Below are 26,275 nucleotides of genomic sequence, written 5' to 3' on the forward strand. Positions count from 1 at the left end.
ATCCTCTCGTTATGACCAGAATACCCGATTCGGTCATAACGGGAGTGGGTGGGTCAGGGCGAGCCTTCGGTTGACGCCGCCTTCTGCGCGGCACGGAGCTCCGCCGTCGCGATCCGCACCTCGACCTCGGCGCGCTGCAGCCGGCGCTGCGGGAACGTCGTCGCCGCGAAACGGGCGTGCACCCGATCTGACTTCTCCTCCTCGGCAGTCACTATGTAGGCGCAGGCGAACAGCATCACCTGAGCTGAGAAGTTCAGCCAGATCAGCAGCGCGAGCAGCGACGCGAACGACGCGAGAAGCGGGTTGCTCGTCGCGCCGCCCACGAACAGACCGGACAGCTCCTGCAGCGCCAGAAGCCCGAGGGCGCCGAGCAGCGCGCCCGACCACAGAGAACGCGTCGAGGGGCGCAGGCCGGAGAGAAGGCGGAACACGCCGATGATGATCACGGTATCGAGCGCGAACACGACGACGAGCGACAGTAGACGCACGGTCCACGCCGCGGCGGGGGAGTCGGCGGGAAGACCGAGCAGGTCGGTGATCCAGGCGACACCGAGCTGCCCGGCGAAGGTGAGGAAGGCCGAGGCCACGAAAGCGAGGCCGATACCGAGGGCGAGAGCGAGGTTGCGGACGATCACCCAGATCCACAGGATGTCGTCCTGCACGGTGCCGGCGAGCACGCGCACCGCTGTGCGCAGAGAGCCGATGGCGCCGAGGGCCGACCCCACGAGGGCGATGAGCGACACGATCCCGGCGATCGACAGCGACGCCGGCGCACGGAGGTCTTTCGTATCGATCACTCCGCCCTCGCCGATGAGTCCAGGCACCGCAGACTGCACGGCGTCGATGATCGCCTGCCACGCGACCGGGTTCCCGGCGAGCCACAGCGCGGCGATGGAGAAGCCCAGCAGCACGCCGGCGAAGACGCTGAAGAGCGCGCGGTAGGTGACGCTGTCGGCGAGCATGGGGCCGCGTCGTTCGGTGTACAGCAGGGCAGAGCGTACCGGGCGTCGCGCGAGGGCCCATGCGATGACCGGTCCGGTGATGCGCGGAACGAGCCCGGGACGTGCGGGGGAGTCTGTCGGTGTTTCGGTGTTCGCCACGCCCCCACCCTAGGAGGCGTGCGCCGACGGATGCAGGGGCTTGACGCCGCGCGTCACCCTGGCCAAGGTGATCCGGGTGGTGCCCTAGAATCGGGTCAGCCTCGATGTGCACGCCCCGCCCGAGGTCCTTCCCACGATTGGTGATCAGTGCTTCTCCCTGCCGATTCGCTCGCTCCGGAATGGCTCGCCGTCCCCGATGACGCGAACGATCTCGCCGACGGCGTCTGGCCCGCCTCCGCGGTGCGCGACGCCGACGGCGCTCTCGACATCGCAGGTGTCAGTGCCGCCACGCTCGCACGCACCTACGGCACGCCGCTGCTCGTACTCGACGAAGACGAGGTGCGTTGTCGCGCGCGGCAGTTCCGGCTCGCTTTCGACAGGGCCGCGGCAGAGAACGGCACCACGGCCCAGGTGTACTACGCGGGCAAGGCGTTCCTCTGCACGACGGTCGCGCGCTGGGTGGTCGATGAGGGTCTGCGCGTCGACGTCTGCACCGGGGGAGAACTCGCCGTCGCCCTCGCAGCCGGAGTCGCAGCGGACTCCATCGGCTTCCACGGCAACAACAAGTCGGTCACCGAGCTGGAGCGGGCTGTCGAGGTCGGCGTCGGCACGATCATCGTCGACAGCGCCATCGAGATCGAGCGGCTCGCGGCGATCACAGCCCGCACCGGAGCCACGCAGCGCGTGATGGTGCGCGTGATCAGTGGTGTCCATGCCGAGACCCACGACTTCCTCGCCACCGCTCACGAAGACCAGAAGTTCGGCTTCCCCCTTCCGGAGGCCGAGAAGGCGGTCGCACGCATCCGCGAGATCCCCGACCTGGTGTTCGCCGGTCTGCACTGCCACATCGGCTCACAGATCTTCGGTGTCGCCGGCTTCCGAGAATCAGCCTCCCGCGTGCTCGACCTGCACGCGTCGCTGCTCGAAGGCGGTCCCGTGCCGCAGCTCAACCTCGGCGGCGGATTCGGCATCGCCTACACGCGCGTCGACGACCCGACACCGATCGAGGAACTCGCGGGCGCGATCATCACCGCGGTGGCGGAGGACTGCGCCGCCCGGGGCATCCCCGTTCCCGCGCTGTCGTTCGAGCCCGGTCGCGCCATCGTCGGCACGGCCGGTGTCACGATCTACGAGGTCGGCACCACCAAGGACGTGACGATCGATTCCGGCGCAGTGCGCCGCTACATCAGCGTCGACGGCGGAATGAGTGACAACGCGCGCCCGGCTCTGTACGGCGCGCAGTACTCCGCACGACTCGCTTCGCGCGTCGGAGGGGGCGAGCCTCGTCTCAGCCGTGTGGTCGGCAAGCACTGCGAGTCCGGCGACATCGTGGTCGACCACGAGTACCTGCCGGAAGACCTCGTGCCCGGCGATCTGCTCGCCGTACCGGCGACCGGCGCGTACTGCGTCTCGCTGTCCAGCAACTACAACCACGTTCCGCGTCCGCCAGTCGTCGCCGTCCGCAACGGACGCTCGGCGGTCATCGTCCGTGGCGAGACCATCGACGACGTGCTGGCCCGTGACGCGGGCATCGACGGGGCGTATGCCCCTGAGGGAGACCAATGACCCACCTCCGAAGGAGCAACCATGACTGATTACCGACGACTTCGCGTGGCACTGCTGGGTGCCGGAGCGGTCGGCTCTCAGGTCGCGGCGCTCCTGCTGCGACACGGTGACGAACTCGCCGACCGTGCCGGCGCTGAACTGGAACTCGCCGGCATCGCTGTGCGCGACGTCGATGCTCCGCGTGACGTCGACCTGCCCAAGGAGCTCTTCACCACCGACGCCGAGTCGCTGATCCTGGGTGCCGACATCGTGATCGAGCTCATCGGTGGCATCGAGCCGGCGCGTACGAGCATCCTGCAGGCGATCGGCTCCGGCGCCGACGTCGTCACGGCCAACAAGGCGCTGCTGGCGACGCACGGCCCCGAGCTGTTCGAGGCCGCAGATCGTGTTGGCGCGTCCGTCTATTACGAAGCCGCTGCCGCGGGGGCGATCCCGATCATCCGCCCGCTGCGCGACTCGCTCGCCGGCGACCGGGTGGTGCGCATCATGGGCATCGTGAACGGCACGACGAACTACATCCTCGACCGGATGGACACCGAGGGCGCCGACTTCGCCGATGTGCTCGCCGATGCCCAGCGGCTCGGCTATGCCGAGGCCGACCCGACCGCCGATGTCGAGGGCTATGACGCCGCGCAGAAGGCGGCGATCCTCGCGAGCCTCGCCTTCCACACCGCCGTGCCGCTCGAGGCCGTGTACCGCGAGGGCATCACCTCGATCACGGCATCCATGATCGAGGAGGCGCGCGCCGCGGGCTTCGTGATCAAGCTGCTCGCCGTGTGCGAGCGCATCGAGGCGAACGGTGCCGAGTCGATCTCGGTGCGGGTGTACCCGGCGCTGGTGCCGACGTCGCATCCTCTCGCATCCGTGCACGGCGCCAACAACGCCGTCTTCGTCGAAGCCGAGGCCGCCGGTTCTCTGATGTTCTACGGTGCAGGCGCCGGTGGCGTGCAGACCGCATCCGCCGTGCTCGGCGACGTGGTCTCGGCCGCTCGTCGCCACATCGCCGGCGGCGTCGGGGTGGGGGAGTCCACCAGGGCGAACCTCCCGGTCGTGCCGATCGGGCACGTCACCACGCGCTACCAGATCACGCTCGAGGTCGCGGATGCGCCCGGCGTGCTCGCCACCGTCGCCGGGACCCTCAGCGATGGCGGCGTCTCGGTTGCGACCGTCGTGCAGACCGTCGAAGGTGAGGACGAGCCGACGGCCCGCCTGATCATCGGCACCCACCGCGCGACCGAGCAGGCGCTCAGCGCCACCGTCGAGGCACTGGCCGACAGCGCGGTCGTCGCCCGCGTGGTCTCGGTGCTCCGGGTGGAAGGCGAGTGACGATGACAGCGGCTCTCGTCCCTGCCGAGGGCCGTGCCGTCGAAGGACGAACCGTCGAGGTGCGAGTCCCCGCGACGAGCGCGAATCTCGGTCCGGGGTTCGACACGCTCGGCCTGGCGCTCAGCATCTACGACACTCTTCAGGTCACGGCACTGCCTCCGGGAGAACTCGAGATCGAGGTGACCGGTTCCGGCGCGACCGAGATCCCGCGCGACGGCTCGAACCTGATCGTCCGTACGATCGCCCACGTCTTCGCCGACGTGGGGCGCCCGGTTCCCGGTCTGCGGATCGTCGCCGAGAACGGCGTGCCGCACGGTCGCGGTCTCGGCTCGTCGGGGGCTGCCGTGGCGGCTGGAGTCCTCGCGGCGAAGGGCCTGCTCGAAGGCGACGTGGAGATCGGCGACACCGACCTTCTCCGCCTCGCGACTGAGCTCGAAGGGCACCCCGACAACGTGGCACCTGCCCTGTTCGGCGGCCTGACCATCGCCTGGATGTCAGAACGCGGAGCGCAGCACAAGAAGCTCCTCGTGCACCGTGGCGTGTCGCCGCTGGTGCTCGTCCCTGCGTACACGATGTCGACGTCGCAGGCGCGGTCGCTGCAGCCGCCGCAGGTCTCGACCGCTGATGCGGTGTTCAACGTGTCCCGCTCCGCACTGCTGATCGCGGCCCTGATGCAGAGCCCCGAGCTTCTGCTCGATGCGACCGCCGACCGGCTTCACCAGGACTACCGGGCAGGTGCCATGCCCGAGACGCAGCGACTCGTTCAGGCGCTGCGCGCGGCGGGCTTCGCAGCGGTCGTCTCCGGCGCCGGCCCCAGCGTGCTCGTACTCGCCGACGGTCCTGGCAGCCGCCAGGATGCGGTCGAGCTTGCCGATCGAGTCACCGACACCCCGTGGGAGGCGCTCCTGCTCGCAGTCGACGTCCGTGGTGGTACAGTGGGGACTCGAGCGGAGGGCTCCACGTAACTACGTGAATCTGGCCCCATTGCAACTCTTGCAAGACCCGCACGCAAATCCCTGTGGCACACGTGCCAAGGCTGGCTGGCGCAGAGCGTCAGCCCGTGCGATCGCGCGCAGCACCCGTTGTGTGCGTTCAACGCTCATTCCCCATGACATATAAGGGAGTACTCGTGGAGAACCTCTCCGAGACCCAGAACGACCAGTCGGCTCCTGCAGCCGAAGCGCCTGCGTCAGCTGCAGCATCGACGACCGAGGCCGCCCCGCCGCGCAAGCGCGCACCGCGTCGTGCGAGCACCGCAACGGCGGCGGCGAAGGCCGAGAAAGCCGAGGCCGCGAAGGCCGACAAGGCTGAGAAGGCAGCGCCGAAGTCCGACGCCGCACCTGAAACGGCAGCCCCCGCGTCCGCTCCGGCGGGCGCTGAGGCGACGGAAGCCGCCCCGAAGGCGAAGGCCCCTCGTCGCAGCCGTGCGAAGAAGGCGGATGCCGAGGCTCCTGCCGCTGAGGCCGCTCCCGCGGAAGCGCCTGCAGCCGAGGCCGTGACCGAAGCTCCGGCGGAAACCGCCCCCAAGTCGACCGGCCGTGGCCGTCGTGGTGCACAGAAGCCTGCGGCAGACGCCGAGGCGCCCGCCGCCGAGCCGGCCGCGGAGTCCACCTCAGACGCCGCGCCCGCCGAGGCTCAGCAGAGCGGTGACTCCGACTCGTCCGAAGGTGGCGAGGAGCAGGGTGGCCGCGGTCGCAACCGCAGCCGCAGCCGCAACCGCGGACGCGGACAGAACGGCGCGGCGCAGGAGCAGCAGCAGGCTCAGCCCGCAGCCGACGACGACCAGGCCGGTGGCAACAACCGCAACCGTCAGCGCAACAAGCGCCGCACCGGGGTTCCGACCGACGAGTTCGACACCGAGATCGGCGAGGACGATGTCCTGATCCCGATCGCCGGCATCCTCGACGTCCTCGACAACTACGCCTTCGTCCGCACGACCGGCTACCTCGCCGGCCCCAGCGACGTCTACGTCTCGCTCGGACAGGTCAAGAAGTACAACCTCCGCAAGGGCGACGCGGTCGTCGGCTCCATCAAGCAGCCCCGTGAGGGCGAGCAGCAGGGCCGCCAGAAGTACAACGCCCTCGTCAAGGTCGACTCGATCAACGGCCTCTCGATCGACGACGCGGCCACCCGCGTGGAGTTCGGCAAGCTCACCCCGCTCTACCCGCAGGAGCGCCTGCGCATGGAGACGGCGCCCGAGAAGCTGACGCAGCGCATCATCGATCTGGTCGCCCCGGTCGGCAAGGGCCAGCGCGGTCTCATCGTCGCGCCGCCCAAGGCCGGCAAGACCATCGTCCTGCAGCAGATCGCCAACGCGATCGCCCAGAACAACCCCGAGGTCCACCTCATGGTCGTGCTCGTCGACGAGCGCCCCGAAGAGGTCACCGACATGGAGCGCTCGGTCAAGGGCGAGGTCATCGCCTCGACATTCGACCGTCCGGCAGAAGACCACACCACGGTCGCCGAGCTCGCCATCGAGCGCGCGAAGCGTCTCGTCGAGCTCGGTCGCGACGTCGTCGTGCTGCTCGACTCGATCACGCGTCTCGGCCGGGCATACAACCTCGCGGCTCCCGCTTCCGGCCGCGTGCTCAGCGGTGGAGTCGACGCTTCGGCGCTGTATCCGCCCAAGCGCTTCTTCGGTGCTGCGCGCAACATCGAGAACGGCGGATCCCTCACGATCCTCGCCACGGCGCTGGTCGAGACCGGCTCCAAGATGGACGAGGTCATCTTCGAGGAGTTCAAGGGCACCGGTAACAGCGAGCTTCGCCTGTCCCGTGCCCTCGCCGACAAGCGCATCTTCCCGGCGGTCGACGTGAACGCGTCCAGCACCCGCCGCGAAGAGATGCTGCTCTCGGCCGACGAGGTCAAGATCACGTGGAAGCTGCGTCGCGCCCTCGCCGGCCTCGACCAGCAGCAGGCCCTCGAGGTCGTGCTCGGCAAGCTCAAGGAGACCAACTCGAACGTCGAGTTCCTCGTGCAGATGCAGAAGTCGATCCCCACGCTCCCCTCGGGCGCGCACGGGCACGACAACAACATCCGCTGAGCCGCTGACGTGTTCGAGTCCGTCCAGACTCTGATCGACGAGCATCGCCGGGTGCAGGAGGAACTCTCCGACCCGGCGGTGCACGCCGACGCCGCCCGAGCGAAGCGCGTCAATCGTCGCTACGCCGAGCTGTCGCGGATCGTCGCCGCGTACGAGGCCTGGGTCGCCGCGACCGATGACCTCGAGACGGCGCGCGAGTTCGCTCGCGAGGATGAGTCGATCGCCGCGGAGATCCCGGCGATGGAGGAGGAGCTGCAGCACTCTCAGGAGCGTCTGCGCCGTCTGCTGATCCCTCGCGACCCGGATGATGCCCGTGACGTGATCATGGAGATCAAGGCGGGGGAGGGCGGTGCGGAGTCCGCACTGTTCGCCGCCGATCTGCTGCGCATGTACATCCAGTACGCAGCCTCCAAGGGCTGGAAGACCGAGCTGCTGGAGCGCAACGAGTCCGACCTCGGCGGCTACAAGGATGTACAGGTCGCGATCAAGGGCTCGTCGTCCGACCCGGCCCAAGGAGTCTGGGCGCACCTGAAGTACGAAGGCGGAGTGCACCGCGTGCAGCGTGTGCCGGCCACGGAGTCGCAGGGCCGCATCCACACGTCCACCACCGGTGTACTGGTGTTCCCCGAGGTCGATGAGCCGGAAGAGATCCAGATCGACCAGAACGATCTCAAGATCGACGTCTTCCGCTCGTCCGGGCCCGGCGGCCAGTCGGTGAACACGACCGACTCCGCCGTGCGCATCACGCACGTGCCCACCGGCATCGTGGTCTCCATGCAGAACGAGAAGTCTCAGCTGCAGAACCGTGAAGCCGGTATGCGCGTGCTGCGTGCCCGCCTGCTCGCGAGGCAGCAGGAGGAACTCGACGCTGCGGCATCCGACGCTCGTCGGTCGCAGATCCGCGGCATGGATCGCTCCGAGCGCATCCGCACCTACAACTTCCCGGAGAATCGGATCGCGGATCACCGCACCGGCTTCAAGGCCTACAACCTCGACCAGGTTATGGACGGGGCACTCGATCCGCTGATCGAGAGCGCGATCACGACCGACGAGGAAGCACGTCTCGCCGCGGTCGGGTCCGATTCCTGACGAGGACGTCGTCGCTTCGGCTCAGGTGCGCGCTGCGTACCGATGCTCGGGGCGTCCGGTCGCGCCGTAGTTGAGCCGTACCTCCACGATGGTCCTGGCCGCCAACGCGGCCAGATGCCGCTGTGCAGTCGCCCGCGAGATGCCGACGCGTTCGCCGACCTCTGCCGCCGAGGCCTCCCCGTCGCCGAGCGCGGCGAGCACGAGCTGCTCCGTCGCCGAGCGCGACATCGATACCGGCTCGCCCGCACCGTGCAGGATCGCGAGCGCCCTGTCGACGTCTTCCTGGTGGAGAGGACGGTCGCCGGCGAGGAGGTTGCGATAGCGCGAATACCGGTCGAGGAGTCCTGACAGAGCTCTCCGCTCGAACGGCTTCACGAGATAGCCCACCGCACCGGACCTCAGCGCTCGGCGCACTGTCGGGGCATCGTCGGCCGCCGAGATGAGGATCGCGTCGACTCCGGAGTCACGCACCAGTGCGATGCCGTCCCCGTCAGGGAGGAAGACATCCGCGATGAGGAGGTCGGGACGCGAGGAGCGGATGCTCTCCCGAGCCTCGGCCAGCGAGCGCACCGTCTCGGTCACCGTGAAGCCAGGGTGATCGTCGACGATGTCCTGGTGCAGTTGCGCGACGCGGAAATCATCGTCGAGGATGAGCGCGCGGAGGGGCTCGGTCATTTCTTCTCCTTCTTCTCGCGGTGAGACAGGTCGACGGCTCCGCCGATCCGGGCGGCGAAGACAGCGCCATGGTCGTCACCGCCCGGATCGATCACCCAGAGATCGCCTCCGCTCCGGCGGGCGATCTCCGTGGCGAGGGGCAGGCCGATCCCATGCCCGTGCACGCGATCAGCGGTATCGTCATCCGCTCGTCCGGTTGCTGCCTGGTCGGTCTCACCGAGACCGGCTCCCGAGTCGGAGACGGTGAACACGAGCGCATCTCCGTCGTCCAGCACCGCGACCTCCACCCAGCGCGGTTCTCGGCCACCCGATACGGCCGCAGTGACGGCATTGTCGACGAGATTGCCGAGAACGGCCGCGACGTCTTCCGCTTCGATCACACTCCCGATCAGCTGGGTGTCCTCCGCGATCCGCAGCGCGACCCCTCGCTCACTCGCCTCCACACCCTTGGCACCGAGGAAGGAGTGCAGGAACGGATCGCCGAGGAGGTGGAGACCCGAGACCGGAAAGGCGACTGAGCCGCGTTCCACGAGCTCGCCGAGGAAGGCGCGAGCATCCGATATCCGGTCGGCATCGATGAGTCCGGCCGCGACATGCATGCGGTTCGCGAACTCGTGCCGCTGCACGCGCAACGCCGCGGTCATGGTCCGGACGGTCTCCAGGCGCTCCGTCAGAGCGACGAGGTCGGTGCGATCTCGCACGATCAGCACATCACCGAGCGCGAGGCCCTGGCGCACCACAGGACGCGAGTCGAGATAGAGCATCCGGTCGCCGACGATTGCATTGGAGCGCGTGATCGCTCCACGCGCGGCAGCGAGCACGGCCGCGGGAAGACTGAGGGCGTCGAGGGGGCGGCCCACGGGGTCGTCGAGGCCGAGCAGGCGATCGGCGGCGGCATTGCTCACCCGCACCACCCCTTGCGTGTCGATGGCGATCACTCCGTCGTCCACTCCGTCGAGCACCGCGGTCTGGTTCTGCACCAGTGCCACGAGCTCTTCCGGTTGGACTCCGAGAGTCAGCCGCTCCCAGCGACGCCGCAGCAGGAGGAACGCAAGGAAAGCCAGCCCCAGCGCGCCGATCGCCGTGCAGCCGATCACGGCGAGCAGAGGCGGGAGGTCATCGAAGACTCCGGCCCGTTCGAACCCGACACTGACCTCGCCGACCGGAGTCCCCGCGTCGTCGCGGACCGGGACCTTCGCCCGTGCGGACTCGCCGAGCGTGCCGGTCTGCCAGTCGACGACCTCGGCGCCTGCGAGCACCTCCTCGTACGGGGTGCTCACCTCCTCGCCGATGCGTGAAGGTGTGGGATGGGAGAGGCGGATGCCGTTGTCGTCGGTGATCACGACGAAAAGCGCCCCCGTGCGCGAGGTGACATCGGTGGAGATGCGTTGCAGGCTGCCGTCGCGGAGTGCATCGGCATCGGGCTCGCTGTCCGAGGCGGAGATGCGGGTGACTTCGGCGCGCACCTGTGGGTCCTCCGCCACGGTTCTGGCGATGCCCAGAGCGGTGGATTCTGCCTCGGCCCGCAACTGCTGGACGGTGAGCAGCAGATAGACGCCGGTGCAGAGCGCGACGACGAGTGCGACGGTGGCGAGGTGCAGCAGCAGCGCGCGCGTGGCGAACCGCGGCCTGGTCGTGGTCATCTCTGACACCGTGCTCCTTCCGTGCGCAATATGCGCAGAACTCACGCTACGCGCACAAGCGCCGTGAATGCGGGATACCGCACCCGGAGCTCGTGGATTGCCTAGTCTCATCGGGATCCGTCGTCGACGACGGAGCGATGACGAAGGAGTCAATGCATGCCCGCTGCACTCACAGGCCTGTTCGCGGCCGCCGAAGAGGCGCCGACGTACGATGTGGCGTTCGTGCCGCCAGAGTGGGTGCTGGTGCTCCTCGGGTTCACGATGGTCCTCGCGTTCATGACGCTCATCATGACGAAGCGCCTCACGCCCATGGTCGCCCTGATCCTCGTTCCGACCGCGTTCGGACTCTTCGCCGGGGCAGGCCTCGGCCTCGGTGACATGATCCTCGACTCGATCGGCACGATGGCGCCGACCGCGGCGTTGCTGATGTTCGCGATCATGTTCTTCGGCATCATGATCGACGTCGGGCTGTTCGACCCGCTCATCAGGTTGATCACCCGTCTGCTCGGAGACGATCCGGCGAAGGTCGTGCTCGGAACGGCGATCCTCGCCGGTGCCGTCTCGCTCGACGGTGACGGTTCGACGACGTTCATCATCACCACCTCGGCGATGCTGCCCATCTACCTCCGTCTGGGCATGAGCCCGGTCGTGCTCACGTGTGTGGCCGGCCTCATGAACGGCACGTTGAACATCGTGCCCTGGGGCGGTCCCACCGTGCGCGCAGCGACCGCTCTCGGGTTGCAGCCGACCGACATCTTCGTGCCGATGCTGCCTGCACTCGGGGCAGGTCTCATCGTGACGCTCGGCTTCGCGTGGATTCTGGGACTCCAGGAGCGCCGTCGACTCGGTCGCCTCGGATCCGATGGGCTGCTCGCGGGTGCCGACGGCGGCTCCCTGTCGACGGTGCCGAAGATCTTCCGGGGCGCTGAGCCCAAGCCGGGCGCGCGTGCCTCGCTGCGCACGGGCAACCTCGTGGTCGTCGCCGGTGGACACGCTCCGGTCTCAGCGGCGAACGTCGATCCCGCCGACACCGCGATGGCAGACACGATGCTGGATCCTGCTCGCCCTACCCTCCGCCCGAAGCTCATCTGGTTCAACCTGGTGCTCACGGTCGCAGTGATGGTGCTCCTGGTGCTCGACATCCTCCCGCTGCCCTACGTGTTCATGGTGGGTGCCGGCATCGCGCTGGTCATCAACTTCCGGGGCATCAAGGATCAGGCGTCGGAGATCGTTGCGCACGCACCGAGCATCGTGGGTGTCGTCTCCATGGTCATCGCAGCCGGAGTTCTCGTCGGCGTGCTCACCGGTACGGGGATGGTCGATGCGATGGCGACCTGGATCACGAACGTGCTCCCGCCGGCGCTCGGCCCGTTCCTCGCCCCGATCACGGGTGTCCTGTCGATCCCGTTCACCTTCTTCATGTCGAACGACGCGTTCTACTTCGGCATCCTCCCCGTGCTCGCGCAGAGTGCGGCGAGCTTCGGCATCGACCCGGTCGAGATGGCGAGGGCATCGATCACCGGTCAGCCGGTGCATCTGCAGAGTCCGCTCGTCCCGGCGATCCTGCTCCTGGTCTCGCTTGCGAGCGTGAACCTGGGTGACCACCACCGCAAGGTGCTGTGGCGTGCGGTGATCGTGTCGCTGGTCATGCTCGCCGTCGGCATCCTGACCGGCGCCGTCCCGTTCTTCGTGGCGCAGTGAGTCTCGGCATGCGGGGCGATATGCTCAGCCCGTGATCACACTTCTGTTCCGCGGCCTGATGTACGTCGTGTCCGCCGGTCTCGGCCTGATCGCCGCAGACCTCCTGCTCGATGGTTTCGAGATCGAGTGGGACAAGTGGTGGGGCTTCGTCATCTGCATCCTGATCTTCGCGATCCTGCAGAGCGTGCTCTCGCCCTGGGTGGGCAAGATCGCCACTCGCTACGCACCGGTGCTGATGGGCGGCATCGGGATCTTCTCGACGCTCATCTCCCTCATCATCGTCGTGCTGCTGCCCATCGGAGGACTGCGGATCACCGACCTGACCGGCTGGCTGCTCGGGTCGGTCATCGTGTGGCTGATCACGGCCCTCGGCAGCGTCCTTCTCCCGCTCATCTTCCTTCGCAAGAAGGTCGAGTCGGTCAAGGCCGCACGCAAGTAGGCCTCTGGCTCCGGCCTGCTCAGATCGCGTAGTGGTCCGGCGCGGTGAGCAGGGCCCTGGTGTCCTCGCCGACCGTGCGATGACGCGGCTTCGCCGGGACTCCGACGAGGATGCTGTCGGCCGGGGCATCACGAGTGACCACCGCATTCGCACCGACCACGGAGCCTGCCCCGATCGTGATGGGGCCGAGGATCTTCGCGCCGGCGCCCACGGCCACCCCGTTTCCGAGCGTGGGATGCCGTTTGCCCGACGTTCGTGTGCGTCCGCCGAGCGTGACGCCGTGGTAGAGCATCACGTCGTCACCCACCACTGCGGTCTCGCCGATAACCACGCCCATGCCGTGGTCGATGAAGAAGCGTCGGCCGATCCGCGCGCCGGGGTGGATCTCGATCCCGGTCAGCCAGCGCGAGACCTGCGACCCCGCACGTGCGAGCAGGCGCAGGCGACGGCGCCAGAGCGCGTGCGAGATGCGGTGCGCCCAGATGGCGTGCAGTCCGGGGTACAGCAGAGCGACCTCGACGCCGCTGCGCGCGGCCGGATCCCTGAGGCGAGCCGCCGCGATGTCCTCGCGCATTCGCCCGATCATGCCCATCGACGGTCTCAGCTTTCGCGCAGGTCCTCGAACAGCGCGGTGGAGAGGTAGCGCTCACCGGTGTCGGGGATGATGACGACGATCGTCTTGCCGGCGTTCTCGGGACGGGCCGCGACCTTCAGCGCGGCGGCGACGGCCGCACCGGACGACATGCCGACGAGCAGGCCCTCCTTGGCTGCGAGCTCACGCGCGACACGGATGGACTCGTCGAACTCGGCGGTGAGGATCTCGTCGAGCACCTCGCGGTCGAGCACGTCGGGGACGAAGTTCGGGCCGATGCCCTGGATCTTGTGCGGGCCGGGGTGTCCCTCGGTGAGGACGGGGGAGTCCTTGGGCTCCACGGCGATCACCTGGACGCCGGGCTTCGCGGCCTTGAGCGCCTGGCCGGTGCCTGTCACGGTTCCGCCGGTGCCGACGCCGGCCACGAGGATGTCGACGGCGCCGTCGGTGTCGCGGAGGATCTCCTGCGCCGTGGTCTCGCGGTGGATCTGGGGGTTCGCTGCGTTCTCGAACTGGCGGATCCAGATCGCACCAGGAGTCTCGGCGACGATGCGCTTGGTCTCCTCGATCGCCCCGCTCATGCCCTTGGTGGGGTCGGTGAGCACGATCTCCGCGCCGAACGCCTTCAGCAGGATCCGACGCTCCTTCGACATCGAGGCGGGCATCGTCAGGATGACCCGGTAGCCGCGTGCGGCGCCGACCATCGCGAGGGCGATTCCGGTGTTGCCGCTGGTCGACTCCACGATCGTTCCCCCGGGGAGGAGCTCGCCCGATGCCTCGGCGGCATTGATCATCGCGATGCCGATTCGGTCCTTCACGCTCGAGGCCGGGTTGTAGTACTCGAGCTTGGCGAGAACGGTGGCCCCGAGGCCCTCGGTCACCCGGTTCAGGCGAACGAGCGGCGTGTTGCCGAAAGCGGTCGTGATGTCGGAGTGGATACCGGGCATGAGGAGCCTTCCTGTGCGGGGGTCGCTGCCGGACCAGCCTAGGGGAGGGGACCTATGGAGGAGGCTTTGTGACGGCTGCTCGCACTCTACGCTTGAACCCATGTCTGACAACTCCCTCGCCGCGGTCGTCCGCTCGACGGCGCAGCGCCTGGCTGACGCCGGAGTCCCGGATCCACTCGTCGACGCCGAACTTCTCGCAGGTCACGTGCTCGGCCACCGTCGGGGCGAGATTCAAGCGGCGATCATCCGCGGCGACGGCATCGACGACGAGGCTGCTGCGACACTGGACGCCCTGGTGGACAGGCGGGCGGCGCGAGAGCCGTTGCAGCACATCACCGGCACCGCACCGTTCCGGCATCTCGAGCTGTCGGTGGGTCCCGGAGTCTTCGTGCCGCGGCCCGAGACCGAGACCGTCGTGCAGTACGCGATCGACGAACTGCTGAACTCGGCCGAACCCGCACCGATCGGCGTCGATCTCGGCACCGGGAGTGGCGCGATAGCCCTCGCGATGGCCACCGAGGTGCCGCACGCGCGCATCTTCGCCGCTGAACTCTCCGAAGACGCTCATGCCTGGGCCAGCCGGAACGTCGAGGGGGTCGAGAACCTCACGCTCATCCTTTCGGACCTCGGCGAGGCATTCCCCGAGCTCGACGGCACGGCATCCGTGGTCATCTCGAATCCGCCGTACGTGCCGGATGCCGCCATCCCGCGCGATCCCGAGGTGCGGCTCTTCGACCCGGCCATGGCGCTGTACGGGGGAGAGGACGGCCTCGACATCGTGCGGGTCCTCAGTTCGCGGGCTCTGCGCTTGCTGCGCTCCGGTGGTCTGCTCGTCATCGAGCACGGCGAACTGCAGGGGGAATCGATCAGGGAGATCCTCACCGCAGACGGCTGGCGTGCGGCGTCGACGCATCGCGACCTGACCTCGCGGGATCGCACCACCACCGCGCTCCGACCCTGATCAGCTGACTCAGAGCATCCGCATCATCCGTGCCGCATAGAATCGAACCGTCATGTCAACCATCTTCGACTGCAGCGACGAGTCGCAGCTGCTCGCCGGCATGCGCCACGCGCGCCAGGCGATCGGCCGTGGCGACCTCATCGTCATCCCCACAGACACGGTGTACGGCGTCGCTGCCGACGCCTTCTCCGCGACCGCCGTCCAGCGGCTGCTGGACGCGAAGGGCCGAGGTCGCGATCAGCCGCCGCCCGTGCTGATCGGCACGAAGGAGACGCTCGCTGCCCTGGCCGAGTCCGTTCCCGAGCCGGTGGAGCGTCTCGTAGAGGCGTTCTGGCCGGGCGGACTCACGATCGTGGTTCCCGCGCAGCCCTCGCTGGTGTGGGACCTCGGGGAGACCCTCGGAACCGTGGCGGTCCGGATGCCGGAAGGACGCGTCGCCCTCGAACTGCTGGCCGAGACCGGTCCGCTCGCCGTCTCCAGTGCGAACCTCACCGGCCAGGCCGCCGCCATCTCGGCCCTGGACGCCGAGAAGATGCTGGGCGACAGCGTCGCGGTCTACCTCGCCGACGGTCTGAGCAAGGACGGCATCGCCTCCACCATCGTCGACGCGACCTCTCTGGTACGTCGGGGCGCGGATTCCGAACCCGGGGTCGTGCGCATTCTCCGAGAAGGCGCAGTGACCCGTGAACAGCTGCAGGAGGTGCTCGGCGATCTGCTCGAGCCCGAGGAGCAGCACTCGGATCACGAGCATGCGCAGGAGCAGGACGGGGATTCGTGAAGCAGTATCTCTTCACGATCCTCCTCACCGCTGCGATCACGTTCGCGCTGACCTGGGCGGTGTGGAAGCTGAGCCTCCGGTTCAAGCTGTACCCCGCGATCCGTGATCGTGATGTGCACACCACTCCCAAGCCTCGCCTCGGCGGTGTCGCGATCTTCCTCGGCATCGCCGCAGCATTCGGGTTCTCCGCCCTGAACCCTTTCTTCCAGAGCATCTGGATCCCGCCGCAGACCATGTGGTCGATCCTCGGAGCCTCACTGCTGATCGCGATCATCGGCGTGGTGGACGATCTCTGGGACATCGACTGGATGATCAAGCTGGGCGCCCAGTTCCTTGCCGCCGGGATCATCACGGTCGGCGGCGGACTGCAGATCCTGTCGCTGCCGTTCGGTGACCTGATCGTGGTCTCGAGCTGGCTGAGCATCACCATCACCATGTTCGCGATCGTCATCGTGATGAACGCGGTGAATTTCATCGACGGCCTCGACGGACTCGTCGCGGGGGTGTGCCTGATCTCGAACGGCGTCTTCTTCGCGTACTCCTACATCTTCACGCGCGACTCGGGCGCCTCCAGCTACTTCAATCTCTCCACGTTCATCGCGGCCGTCCTCATCGGGGCATGCCTCGGTTTCCTCCCGTTGAACTGGAGCCCGGCGAAGCTGTTCATGGGCGACTCCGGAGCACTGGTGATCGGTCTGCTGATGGCGACGTCGGCGATCGCGATCACCGGGCAGATGGACCCGTCTGCCCTCGATCCCGAGCGTCTCGGGCGTTCGCAGCTGGTGGGTGCGTTCCTGCCGATCCTGCTTCCCCTGCTCGTCGTCTTGCTGCCCCTTCTCGACTTCGGGCTCGCAGTGCTGCGACGGATGAGCGCCGGACGATCCCCGTTCTCGCCCGACCGGAAGCACCTGCATCACCGGATGCTCGATCTCGGACACCGCGACCGTGACGCCGTGCTCATCTTCTACGCCTGGACTGCGGTCGTCTCGCTTGCCGTCCTGCTCATGTATGTCGGTGCTCGGGAGGACTGGCCCGGTCAGTATCTGCCGGGAGTCGGCTTCGGGGTCGTGGGCATCGCCGCCTGCCTCGTCGTCACGCTGAGCCCCACCCGCCGCAGTAAGAGCGCAGCGGATGCCGAACCCGATCCGACACCCGTGGAGTCCTGATGAGCCCGAGCCCCGTTTCCAGTACACCGATCCTCCGCCGCACCCTCATCTGGTCCGGAGTCGCCACCGTGGTGCTCGCGGTCGTCGCCGGTGGCATCGGCTTCCTCGTCGCTCAGGGTGAGGGGCTCGTGAGCGGGCTGCTCGGCGTGCTGCTGGCTGCACTCTTCCTCTCCATCACAGGCGCCAGCATCTTGATCGCCAATCGCTGGTACGGCGATCCGATCTACGTGCAGCTGTTCTTCGCCATCGTCCTCGGAGGCTGGCTGCTCAAGCTCGGGCTTTTCGTCGTCGCGATGATCCTGCTCGCCGGGCAGCCGTGGCTGCAGCCGATGGTGTTCTTCCTCTCGATCGTCGCGGGCGTGCTGATGTCGCTCGCAATCGATGTGATCGTGCTCACCAGCATGCGCCTGCCGAACGTCAGCGACATCTCGCTCCCGACCGAGGTTCCCGAAGACCGGGCACCCGGTGCGGCGAATCACATCGAAGAAGGACCCGTCGACGGCGGCCCGCGGTCTTAGGGGACCCTCAGATTCTGATACTGTTGAAACGTGCCCGCCGCTCGCCCGCGAGCGCTTGCGCTGTGTAGCACACCGACCATCGTCGCCCCGGTTTAGACCGGTGCCCCGAAGCTGGAGCCCGCGCTGTTCAATCTTGCTGCGACCCTGACCCCCCGACTCGCCTCCGACGGCGAGTTCCACGGCCCTTCGATCGACGATTTCTTCCCTGAGATCCTCTTCCACGTCGGACCCATCCCTGTGAACCGGATCCATCTGGTGCAGCTGCTCGCGGTGATCGCCGTGGTGCTGTTCCTCTGGCTCGGCACCCGCCGCATGAAGGTGGTGCCGGGGCGTTTCCAGAGCCTGACCGAGATGGGGCTCGGCTTCGTCCGGACCAATGTCGCCCACGACATGCTCGGGCGCAAGGACGGCGACCGCTTCCTGCCGATCCTGACCACGATCTTCTTCATGGTCCTGTTCATGAACATCACGGGGATCATCCCGTTCCTGAACATGCCGGGAACGGCCATCGTCGCCGTTCCGCTCACGCTCGCAGTCGTCAGCTACGTGACCTTCATCTACGCCGGCATGAAGCGCCACGGTTTCAAGTTCTTCAAGAACTCGCTGTTCCCCCAGGGTGTTCCTGCGGCAGCGCTGCCGATCGTGGCGATCATCGAGCTCATCTCGACGTTCATCCTGCGCCCCGTCACATTGACGCTGCGTCTTCTCATGAACCTGGTCGTCGGGCACATGATCCTGGTCCTCGCGTTCTCCGCGACCCAGTTCTTCTTCTTCACCGCAGGCGGCGGCTGGGCCGCACTCGGTGTCGGAACCCTCGCCTTCGGCGGCGCCTTCACTCTCTTCGAGATTCTGGTCGCCGTTCTCCAGGCATACGTCTTCACCGTCCTCACCGCGGTCTACATCCAGCTCGCGGTCGCAGAAGAGCACTGAGCGGGTAGGCATCAGCCTTCCCACCCAACGAAAGGAAAAACCCGTGGACGCTACTACGGTTCTCGCTGAAATCAACGGTCACCTCGGAACTGTCGGCTACGGTCTCGCAGCCATCGGCCCGGCCATCGGCGTCGGCATCGTCGTCGGCAAGACCATCGAGGGCGTCGCCCGTCAGCCCGAGCTGGCCGGCCGTCTCCAGGTCCTCATGTGGATCGGTATCGCCTTCACCGAGGCGCTTGCGTTCGTCGGCATCGCCGTCGCATTCATCCCCTTCCCGTAATCCTCACCGACTTCTGAAGGAGACAGGATGCTGAACGCTCTTGTCACGAACCTCGCAGCAGAGGGTGAGCCGAACAACCCTCTCATCCCTGCGTGGTACGACATCATCTGGTCGGGCCTCTGGTTCATCGTCATCCTCCTCGTCGTGTGGAAGGTCGCCCTTCCCAAGCTGACGAAGATGCTCGATGAGCGGTCCGCCGCCATCGAGGGCAACATCGCCAAGGCCGACGAGGCGCAGAAGCAGGCGGAGGCGGCACTCGAGGAGTACACGCGTCAGCTCGCTGAGGCGCGTACCGAGGCCGGCGAGATCCGTGAGGCCGCCCGCGAGGACGGCAAGAAGATCGTCGCCGAGGCGAAGGATGCCGCATCCACCGAGGCTGCACGCATCACCGCCACCGCGCACACGCAGATCGAGGCAGAGCGTCAGACCGCTCTGGTGTCGCTGCGCAGCGAGGTCGGAACGCTCGCGATCGACCTCGCCGGTGGCGTGGTCGGTGAGACGCTGTCCGACGACGCACGTGCGACGGCTGTCGTCGACCGCTTCCTCGCCGAGCTCGAGGCATCCGAGAAGGCGGCTCAGTAATGGGCAGCGCGACCACTCAGGCACTCGCGGCATCCATCAAGACGCTTGCCGCAGCGAAGGACGTCTCCCTCGACACCGCGCGGGAGCTCTTCGCTGCCGCCGGTGCCGTGAGCGGGTCGTCCCAGCTGAGCGGCGCGCTTGCTGATCCTTCCGCTCCCGCCGCGGCACGACAGTCCGTCGTCGCCGCGGTGTTCGGCGGGTTCTCTGCAGACGCTCTGAGTGTTCTCAAGGCTGCTGTCGCTGAGCACTGGTCGAACGCCGGTGAGCTGGTGGACGGTATCGAGGAACTCGCGATCAGCGCCGCAGCGATCGCGGAGCCGGGCACGGACATCGAGGGAGAGCTGTTCAGCTTCTCTCGCGTGATCGCGACCAATCCCGAGCTCGAGCTCGCCCTGGGCAGCCGCCTCGGGGGAGAAGAAGCGAAGGTCGCGCTCGTAGAGCGTCTGCTGGCCGCAGGCTCCACCGGTGCGGCCTCGAAGTTGATCATCACGTCTCTCGTGCGCCAGCCGCGCGGGCGCCGTGTTCGGCGACTTCTGAATCGGGCGATGAGCATCGTCTCGACCCAGCGCGGCCGCGTGGTCGCCACGGTGCACACCGCGGCAGCCCTCAGCGACGCGCAGCGCGCCCGTCTCAGCGACTCGCTCTCGCGTCGCTACGCCGGTCAGGTATCCCTCAACGTCGTCATCGACCCTGCTGTCGTCGGAGGTCTGCGAGTGCAGATCGCCGATGACGTCATCGACGGCAGCATCTCCGCACGACTCGCAGACCTTCGCCAGAAGCTCGCGGGCTAACACGACTTCGCGCGGGGAACCGCGCACCCAGATACAAAGGGAAGACAATGGCAGAACTATCGATCAGCCCCGACGTCATCCGTGACGCGCTGAAGGACTTCGCCGCAGCATACGAGCCCTCCGGGGCCGGGGCGACCGAGGTCGGCACCGTCATCGACGCCGCCGACGGCATCGCGCACGTCGAGGGACTCCCGGGCGTCATGGCGAACGAGCTCGTGATCTTCGCGGACGGCACCAAGGGTCTCGCACAGAGCCTCAACGAGCACGAGATCGGTGTCGTCGTCCTCGGCGAGTTCACCGGTGTCCAGGCAGGTCAGGAAGTCACCCGTACCGGCGAGGTCCTCTCGGTTCCGGTCGGCGACGGCTACCTCGGCCGCGTGGTCGACCCGCTCGGCAACCCGATCGACGGACTCGGCGCGATCGAGACCGAGAGCGTCCGCGCACTCGAGCTGCAGGCGCCCGGCGTCATGCAGCGCAAGTCGGTGCACGAGCCGATGCAGACCGGCATCAAGGCCATCGACGCCATGATCCCGGTCGGTCGTGGCCAGCGTCAGTTGATCATCGGCGACCGCCAGACCGGCAAGACGGCGATCGCGATCGACACGATCATCAACCAGAAGGCCAACTGGGAGTCGGGCGACGTCAACAAGCAGGTTCGCTGCATCTACGTCGCCATCGGTCAGAAGGGCTCCACCATCGCTTCGGTGAAGGGTGCGCTCGAAGAGGCCGGTGCCCTGGAGTACACCACGATCGTGGCAGCTCCGGCATCCGACCCCGCCGGCTTCAAGTACCTGGCTCCCTACACGGGTTCCGCCATCGGTCAGCACTGGATGTACGGCGGCAAGCACGTCCTCATCATCTTCGACGACCTGTCGAAGCAGGCTGAGGCCTACCGTGCCGTCTCCCTCCTCCTGCGCCGCCCGCCGGGCCGCGAGGCTTACCCGGGTGACGTCTTCTACCTGCACTCGCGTCTGCTGGAGCGTTGCGCGAAGCTGTCCGACGAGCTCGGCGCCGGTTCCATGACGGGTCTTCCGATCATCGAGACCAAGGCGAACGACGTCTCGGCGTACATCCCGACCAACGTGATCTCGATCACCGACGGCCAGATCTTCCTTCAGTCCGACCTCTTCAACGCCAACCAGCGTCCGGCCGTCGACGTGGGTATCTCGGTCTCGCGAGTCGGTGGTGACGCACAGGTCAAGTCGATCAAGAAGGTCTCGGGCACGTTGAAGCTGGAGCTCGCGCAGTACCGCTCCCTCGAAGCCTTCGCGATGTTCGCATCCGACCTCGACGCGACTTCGCGTCGTCAGCTCTCCCGCGGTGCGCGCCTGACCGAGCTGCTCAAGCAGCCGCAGTACTCGCCGTACCCCGTCGAAGAGCAGGTCGTCTCGATCTGGGCCGGAACCAAGGGCAAGCTCGACTCGCTCGAGGTCTCCGATGTTCTGCGCTTCGAGCGCGAGCTGCTGGACTACCTGCGTCGCAACACCAAGGTGCTCGACACCCTGCGCGAGACCAACGTCCTCGACGACGACACGGTCGCAGAGCTCGAGAAGCACACCGACGCGTTCATCCTGGAGTTCCAGGGTGGCAAGGGCGCCGGCATCGGCGCTCCGGGCCACGAGGAGCACGCTGCAGCCGAGGCTGAGGACGTCAACCAGGAGAAGATCGTCAAGGGTCGTCGCGCGTAACCGCGTGAGGTACTGACATATGGGCGCTCAACTCAGGGTCTACAAGCAGAAGATCTCTTCTGCTCAGACGACCAAGAAGATCACGAAGGCGATGGAACTCATCGCGGCTTCGCGCATCCAGAAGGCGATGGCACGCGTCAAAGCGTCCACACCCTTCGCGCGAGCCGTGACGAGGGCCGTGTCGGCCGTCGCGACGCACTCGAACGTGGATCACCCGCTGACCCGCGAGTCCGAGAACATCACCCGCTCTGCGGTCGTGATCTTCTCCTCGGACCGCGGTCTCGCCGGAGCCTTCAACTCGCAGATCCTCCGTGAGGGTCTCGAGGTGGCTGAGCTCCTGCGTGGGCAGGGCAAGGAGCCCGTCTTTTACCTCGTCGGTCGCAAGGCGGTCGGATACTTCCAGTTCCGTCGCCTCGCCGCCGCTGCGGAGTGGACAGGTGACACCGACACCCCGACGTTCCACACCGCCGAGGAGATCTCGGCCACGCTGCTCGAAGCATTCTCCCATGGGGGACTGGACGGCGGCGTGGATGAGATCCACCTCGTGTACAACCGTTTCGTCAGCATGATGACGCAGTCGCCCGAGTCCGTGCGTCTGCTCCCGCTGGAGATCACGGAAGCCGATGAGTCGGAAGCCGGTAACACCGTTTACCCGCTGTACGAGTTCGAGCCGGATGCCGAGACCGTTCTCGACGCCATCCTGCCGGTGTACATCCAGAGCCGTGTCTTCAACGCTCTCCTGCAGTCGTCTGCCGCAAAGCAGGCGGCGACGCAGAAGGCGATGAAGTCGGCCAGCGACAACGCCGACAAGCTCATCACCGACTACACCCGCCTGCGCAACAACGCGCGTCAGGCGGAGATCACGCAGCAGATCGCCGAGATCGTCGGCGGCGCCGACGCCCTCTCGAGCAAATAGACCATCAGGAAAGAGACGAAAATGACCCTCACCGCTCCGGCTGACCAGCCGGCGACCGCGGTCGTCGGGCGCGTCGCACGCGTCAACGGTCCGGTTGTCGACATCGAGTTCCCTCATGACTCGATCCCCGACATCTACAACGCGCTGAAGACCACGATCGCGATGGGCGAAGAGTCCACCGAGATCACGCTCGAGGTCGCTCAGCACCTCGGCGACGACCTCGTCCGCGCCATCGCACTGAACCCGACCGACGGCATCGTCCGTGGCCAGGAAGTCCGCGACACCGGCGAGGCCATCTCGGTCCCCGTCGGCGACGTGACCAAGGGCAAGGTCTTCAACGTCATCGGCGAGGTGCTCAACCTCGAGCCCGGCGAGACGATCGAGGTCACCGAGCGCTGGCCGATCCACCGCAAGGCGCCGAACTTCGACCAGCTCGAGTCCAAGACTCAGATGTTCGAGACCGGCATCAAGTCGATCGACCTCCTGACGCCGTACGTGCTGGGTGGAAAGATCGGTCTGTTCGGTGGAGCTGGTGTCGGCAAGACCGTCCTCATCCAGGAGATGATCCAGCGCGTCGCGCAGGACCACGGTGGTGTGTCGGTGTTCGCCGGTGTCGGTGAGCGCACCCGTGAGGGCAACGACCTGATCCACGAGATGGAAGAGGCGGGTGTCTTCGACAAGACGGCCCTCGTCTTCGGCCAGATGGACGAGCCGCCGGGAACGCGTCTGCGCGTCGCCCTCTCGGCTCTGACGATGGCGGAGTACTTCCGTGACGTGCAGAAGCAGGACGTGCTGCTCTTCATCGACAACATCTTCCGCTTCACGCAGGCCGGTTCCGAGGTCTCCACGCTGCTGGGCCGCATGCCCTCCGCCGTGGGTTACCAGCCGAACCTGGCCGATGAGATGGGTGTGCTCCAGGAGCGCATCACCTCGACGCGCGGTCACTCGATCACCTCGCTGCAGGCGATCTACGTTCCCGCCGATGACTACACCGACCCGGCTCCGGCGACCACGTTCGCCCACCTCGACGCGACGACCGAGCTCTCTCGTGAGATCGCATCGAAGGGTCTGTACCCGGCCATCGACCCGCTGACCTCGACGTCGCGCATCATGGACCCCCGCTACTTGGGCGAGGACCACTACCGCGTCGCCACGACGGTCAAGCAGATCCTCCAGAAGAACAAGGAGCTGCAGGAGATCATCGCGATCCTCGGTGTCGACGAGCTCTCCGAGGAAGACAAGATCGTCGTGTCGCGTGCACGTCGTATCCAGCAGTTCCTCTCGCAGAACACCTACATGGCCAAGAAGTTCACGGGCGTCGAGGGTTCGACCGTCCCGCTGAAGGAGACCATCGAGTCGTTCGACGCGATCACCCGCGGTGACTTCGACCACGTGGCCGAGCAGGCCTTCTTCAACGTCGGTGGCATCTCCGACGTCGAAGAGCAGTGGGCGAAGATCCAGAAGGAGAACGGCTGACCATGGCGTTGCATGTCAGCCTCGTCTCCGCAGACGCGGAGGTCTGGACGGGAGAGGCGAGCCTCGTGGTCGCCAAGACCGTCGAGGGTGAGATCGGCTTCATGACCGGCCATGAGCCGGTGCTGGCCATCCTCGCCGAAGGCCAGGTCCGCATCACCCAGTCGGATGGCACCAAGGTGCTGGCCAACGCACAGGACGGGTTCCTCTCCATGGAGGGCGACACCCTGACGATCGTTGCCGGCAACGCGGCTCTCATCGCCTAGCAACTACCGTTTCGTCGCGTCCGCCTCGGCACCCTTCGTGGGTTCCGAGGCGGACGTGTCTGCATCACCGAGGTGTCATGAAGATCCTGCTCCCTCCGTCGGAGACGAAACGCGAAGGCGGCGACGGCTCACCGCTCGACCTCGACGCGCTCGCACTTCCGTCTTTGAATGAACATCGCTCCGCGGTTCTCGAGGCCCTGATCGATCTCGCCGCAGATGAGGCTGCTGCGCGTCGAGTGCTCAAACTGAGCGAGCGGCAGCGAGGCGACGTCGTGCACAATCGCGAGGTGAAGTCCGCGCCCACCATGCCCGCGATCGACCGTTACACGGGCGTGCTCTTCGACGCTCTCGATGCCCGTACCCTCTCCACCGCATCCCGTCGGTGGTTGGGGGAGCACGTCTGGATCCACAGTGCTCCGCTGGGACCCGTCGGGGCGCTCGATGCGGTGCCGACCTATCGGCTCGCTGCCGGCATCTCGCTCCCGGGGATCCCTGCGCTGCGTCGGCATTGGGCGGAAGTCACATCTGCGGCGATCGAGGAGGAGGCGCCTTCGTTCGTGCTCGACCTGCGGAGCGAAGCCTATGTGGCTCTCGGACCTGTGCCGCTGGCTGTGTCGTCGGCCTATGTCCGGGTCGTTACCGCGCACGGACGTGCCCTCAACCACTTCAACAAGAAGTCCAAAGGTCTGCTCATGCGTGCGATCGCCGAGGACCGACCGCGCGTCGGTTCCCTACGCGGGTTCCACTCGTGGGCGACGAAGAAGGGGATCGTCCTCCGCGACGGCGAGCAGCCGGGTGTTCTGGAGCTGGTCGTCGAAGAGTGACCGCGGATGTCCGCGTGTGAATCACTCCGCGTGGGCCCTTTGCCCGCTTGTGATGTCCCGCTATGGTTGTCACGCGGCGCGATCTGTGCCGCACACCGGATCCGGAGGGGATCATGTACGACTATTACGACACAGGCTCGTTGGCCGTTTTCGGCATCCTGATGGTCCTCGGCCTCATCTTCGCGGCAGCGGGTTACATTCTCTCGTCGCTCTTCCTCATGAAGATCTTCGAGAAGGCCGGAGTCGAAGGCAAGTGGCGGGCGTGGGTGCCCGTCTACAACGCGATGGTCCTCGCCAAGCTCGGTGACGTCTCACCGTGGGTGATGCTGGGTGCCATCGTCATCAACGTCATCCCGATTCTCAACTACATCTCGTGGATCGCCTACATCGCGGTCCTCGTCGTCGTCGGATGGCGTGTGGGCCTCAAGCTGCAGAAGGATGCCGTCTGGATCCTGTTCGGTCTGATCCCCGGCGTCGGCGTGCTGATCTGGCTGGGTATCAACGCCTTCGACAAGTCGCGCTGGAACCCGAATGTCGCGCCCGCTCCGTGGGCGAACAATGGCTTCCTCGGTGACAACACGGTCTGGCAGGGAATCCCGGTCCAGCCCAAGCCCGCTCCTGCAGCGGCCCCCGGATACGGTGCGCCTCAGGGCTACGCCCCTCCCGCGCAGCCGGGCTATGCACCGCCCGCGCAGCCCGGATACGCGCCGCCGGCTGGTCCTGCGGCCCCCGCGACAGGTGCTCCCGTGCCCCCGGTGCCGCCGACGACACCGCCGGCTCCTCCGGCAGCGCCGCCGACGGCTCCGCCGGCACCTCCCACCGCGCCGCCTGCAGCTCCGCCGGCACCGCCCGCAGCTCCGCCGGCACCGCCGACAGATCCCACGCAGCCTCCGGCGTGATCGTCTGAAACAGAGCCCTCGACTTCGGTCGGGGGCTCTGTGCTGTTCTGGACGGCCTTGGATCGGCAGGGGCCACTAACGT

The 26,275-nt window shown here is 67.0% G+C and carries 26 protein-coding genes; 21 read left to right on the forward strand and 5 right to left on the reverse strand.

Annotated elements, in window-relative coordinates; genetic code table 11:
- Nucleotides 1-53: 53 nt before the first annotated feature.
- A complete protein-coding gene (locus CQ040_RS00135; protein ID WP_105525628.1) occupies nt 54-1,100 on the reverse strand; it encodes a YihY/virulence factor BrkB family protein in 1,047 nt (348 codons plus the stop codon).
- Between the two features lie 147 nt (nt 1,101-1,247).
- Here CQ040_RS00135 and lysA point away from each other — a divergent pair, with 147 nt between their 5' ends.
- The 5 genes from lysA (at nt 1,248) to prfA (ending at nt 8,124) form a co-directional block, all read left to right on the forward strand.
- Nucleotides 1,248-2,666, forward strand: coding sequence for a diaminopimelate decarboxylase (gene lysA / locus CQ040_RS00140; protein WP_105525627.1), 1,419 nt, complete (start codon nt 1,248-1,250; stop codon nt 2,664-2,666).
- 21 nt (nt 2,667-2,687) lie between these two features.
- Nucleotides 2,688-3,992, forward strand: coding sequence for a homoserine dehydrogenase (locus CQ040_RS00145; RefSeq protein ID WP_105525626.1), 1,305 nt, complete (start codon nt 2,688-2,690; stop codon nt 3,990-3,992).
- Nucleotides 3,993-3,994: 2 nt separating this feature from the next.
- A complete protein-coding gene (gene thrB, locus CQ040_RS00150) occupies nt 3,995-4,957 on the forward strand; it encodes a homoserine kinase (protein WP_105525625.1) in 963 nt (320 codons plus the stop codon).
- A 143-nt stretch (nt 4,958-5,100) separates the two neighbouring features.
- Nucleotides 5,101-7,035, forward strand: a complete 1,935-nt coding sequence (gene rho / locus CQ040_RS00155; protein WP_258131210.1) for a transcription termination factor Rho — start codon at nt 5,101-5,103, stop codon at nt 7,033-7,035.
- 9 nt (nt 7,036-7,044) lie between these two features.
- The gene (gene prfA / locus CQ040_RS00160; protein ID WP_028502899.1) at nt 7,045-8,124 is read left to right on the forward strand and encodes a peptide chain release factor 1; all 1,080 of its coding nucleotides are present in this window, start codon (nt 7,045-7,047) and stop codon (nt 8,122-8,124) included.
- A gap of 21 nt (nt 8,125-8,145) precedes the next feature.
- Here the strand turns inward: prfA and CQ040_RS00165 are convergent, their stop codons facing one another.
- Nucleotides 8,146-8,799: a response regulator gene (locus CQ040_RS00165; RefSeq protein WP_105525623.1), complete on the reverse strand. Its 654-nt coding sequence runs from the start codon at nt 8,797-8,799 to the stop codon at nt 8,146-8,148.
- Nucleotides 8,796-10,442: a sensor histidine kinase gene (locus CQ040_RS00170; protein ID WP_258131221.1), complete on the reverse strand. Its 1,647-nt coding sequence runs from the start codon at nt 10,440-10,442 to the stop codon at nt 8,796-8,798. The genes CQ040_RS00165 and CQ040_RS00170 overlap by 4 nt, the downstream gene beginning before the upstream one ends.
- A gap of 156 nt (nt 10,443-10,598) precedes the next feature.
- On the opposite strand from CQ040_RS00170, the gene CQ040_RS00175 reads away from it, so the two are divergent.
- Both CQ040_RS00175 and CQ040_RS00180 read left to right on the forward strand, forming a co-directional pair.
- Nucleotides 10,599-12,143, forward strand: coding sequence for a CitMHS family transporter (locus tag CQ040_RS00175; RefSeq protein WP_105525621.1), 1,545 nt, complete (start codon nt 10,599-10,601; stop codon nt 12,141-12,143).
- A gap of 31 nt (nt 12,144-12,174) precedes the next feature.
- Nucleotides 12,175-12,582, forward strand: a complete 408-nt coding sequence (locus CQ040_RS00180; RefSeq protein ID WP_181156906.1) for a phage holin family protein — start codon at nt 12,175-12,177, stop codon at nt 12,580-12,582.
- A 19-nt stretch (nt 12,583-12,601) separates the two neighbouring features.
- Here the strand turns inward: CQ040_RS00180 and epsC are convergent, their stop codons facing one another.
- Together epsC and cysK are read right to left on the reverse strand one after the other, a co-directional pair.
- Nucleotides 12,602-13,174: a serine O-acetyltransferase EpsC gene (gene epsC / locus CQ040_RS00185; RefSeq protein ID WP_105525620.1), complete on the reverse strand. Its 573-nt coding sequence runs from the start codon at nt 13,172-13,174 to the stop codon at nt 12,602-12,604.
- Nucleotides 13,175-13,182: 8 nt separating this feature from the next.
- Nucleotides 13,183-14,121: a cysteine synthase A gene (cysK, locus tag CQ040_RS00190; RefSeq protein WP_105525619.1), complete on the reverse strand. Its 939-nt coding sequence runs from the start codon at nt 14,119-14,121 to the stop codon at nt 13,183-13,185.
- Between the two features lie 100 nt (nt 14,122-14,221).
- Between cysK and prmC the strand changes: the two genes are divergently transcribed.
- From prmC to CQ040_RS20600, 14 genes are all read left to right on the forward strand, one after another.
- Entirely contained in the window at nt 14,222-15,082 is an 861-nt protein-coding gene (prmC, locus tag CQ040_RS00195) for a peptide chain release factor N(5)-glutamine methyltransferase (RefSeq protein WP_105525618.1), read from the forward strand.
- Between the two features lie 52 nt (nt 15,083-15,134).
- Nucleotides 15,135-15,860 carry an L-threonylcarbamoyladenylate synthase gene (locus CQ040_RS00200; protein WP_105525617.1) on the forward strand — a complete coding sequence of 242 codons (726 nt, stop codon included), beginning with the start codon at nt 15,135-15,137 and terminating at the stop codon, nt 15,858-15,860.
- A complete protein-coding gene (locus CQ040_RS00205; RefSeq protein ID WP_105525616.1) occupies nt 15,857-17,026 on the forward strand; it encodes an MraY family glycosyltransferase in 1,170 nt (389 codons plus the stop codon). Before CQ040_RS00200 ends, CQ040_RS00205 begins: the two co-directional genes overlap by 4 nt.
- Complete coding sequence (locus CQ040_RS00210) at nt 17,026-17,544, forward strand: hypothetical protein (protein ID WP_105525615.1); 519 nt, start codon at nt 17,026-17,028, stop codon at nt 17,542-17,544. The genes CQ040_RS00205 and CQ040_RS00210 overlap by 1 nt, the downstream gene beginning before the upstream one ends.
- Nucleotides 17,545-17,781: 237 nt before the next feature.
- On the forward strand, nt 17,782-18,474 hold the full coding sequence (atpB, locus tag CQ040_RS00215) for a F0F1 ATP synthase subunit A (RefSeq protein WP_258131209.1): 693 nt from the start codon (nt 17,782-17,784) through the stop codon (nt 18,472-18,474).
- Between the two features lie 43 nt (nt 18,475-18,517).
- Nucleotides 18,518-18,754, forward strand: coding sequence for an ATP synthase F0 subunit C (atpE, locus tag CQ040_RS00220; protein ID WP_105525613.1), 237 nt, complete (start codon nt 18,518-18,520; stop codon nt 18,752-18,754).
- A 27-nt stretch (nt 18,755-18,781) separates the two neighbouring features.
- A complete protein-coding gene (locus tag CQ040_RS00225; RefSeq protein WP_105525612.1) occupies nt 18,782-19,336 on the forward strand; it encodes a F0F1 ATP synthase subunit B in 555 nt (184 codons plus the stop codon).
- Nucleotides 19,336-20,127 carry a F0F1 ATP synthase subunit delta gene (locus CQ040_RS00230; RefSeq protein ID WP_105525611.1) on the forward strand — a complete coding sequence of 264 codons (792 nt, stop codon included), beginning with the start codon at nt 19,336-19,338 and terminating at the stop codon, nt 20,125-20,127. The genes CQ040_RS00225 and CQ040_RS00230 overlap by 1 nt, the downstream gene beginning before the upstream one ends.
- Nucleotides 20,128-20,174: 47 nt before the next feature.
- Nucleotides 20,175-21,815 (forward strand): F0F1 ATP synthase subunit alpha, encoded by a 1,641-nt coding sequence (gene atpA, locus CQ040_RS00235; RefSeq protein ID WP_105525610.1) that lies wholly within the window; start codon nt 20,175-20,177, stop codon nt 21,813-21,815.
- A gap of 19 nt (nt 21,816-21,834) precedes the next feature.
- Complete coding sequence (locus tag CQ040_RS00240; RefSeq protein ID WP_105525609.1) at nt 21,835-22,731, forward strand: F0F1 ATP synthase subunit gamma; 897 nt, start codon at nt 21,835-21,837, stop codon at nt 22,729-22,731.
- Nucleotides 22,732-22,752: 21 nt separating this feature from the next.
- On the forward strand, nt 22,753-24,207 hold the full coding sequence (gene atpD / locus CQ040_RS00245) for a F0F1 ATP synthase subunit beta (protein WP_017830989.1): 1,455 nt from the start codon (nt 22,753-22,755) through the stop codon (nt 24,205-24,207).
- A 2-nt stretch (nt 24,208-24,209) separates the two neighbouring features.
- Nucleotides 24,210-24,470 (forward strand): F0F1 ATP synthase subunit epsilon, encoded by a 261-nt coding sequence (locus CQ040_RS00250; protein ID WP_017830988.1) that lies wholly within the window; start codon nt 24,210-24,212, stop codon nt 24,468-24,470.
- Between the two features lie 77 nt (nt 24,471-24,547).
- On the forward strand, nt 24,548-25,294 hold the full coding sequence (locus CQ040_RS00255) for a YaaA family protein (RefSeq protein ID WP_105525608.1): 747 nt from the start codon (nt 24,548-24,550) through the stop codon (nt 25,292-25,294).
- A gap of 113 nt (nt 25,295-25,407) precedes the next feature.
- The gene (locus tag CQ040_RS20600) at nt 25,408-26,193 is read left to right on the forward strand and encodes a large exoprotein (RefSeq protein WP_181156905.1); all 786 of its coding nucleotides are present in this window, start codon (nt 25,408-25,410) and stop codon (nt 26,191-26,193) included.
- Nucleotides 26,194-26,275: the final 82 nt, after the last annotated feature.

The organism is Microbacterium sp. MYb54 (genome assembly GCF_002979515.1).
Classification (GTDB): Bacteria; Actinomycetota; Actinomycetes; order Actinomycetales; family Microbacteriaceae; genus Microbacterium.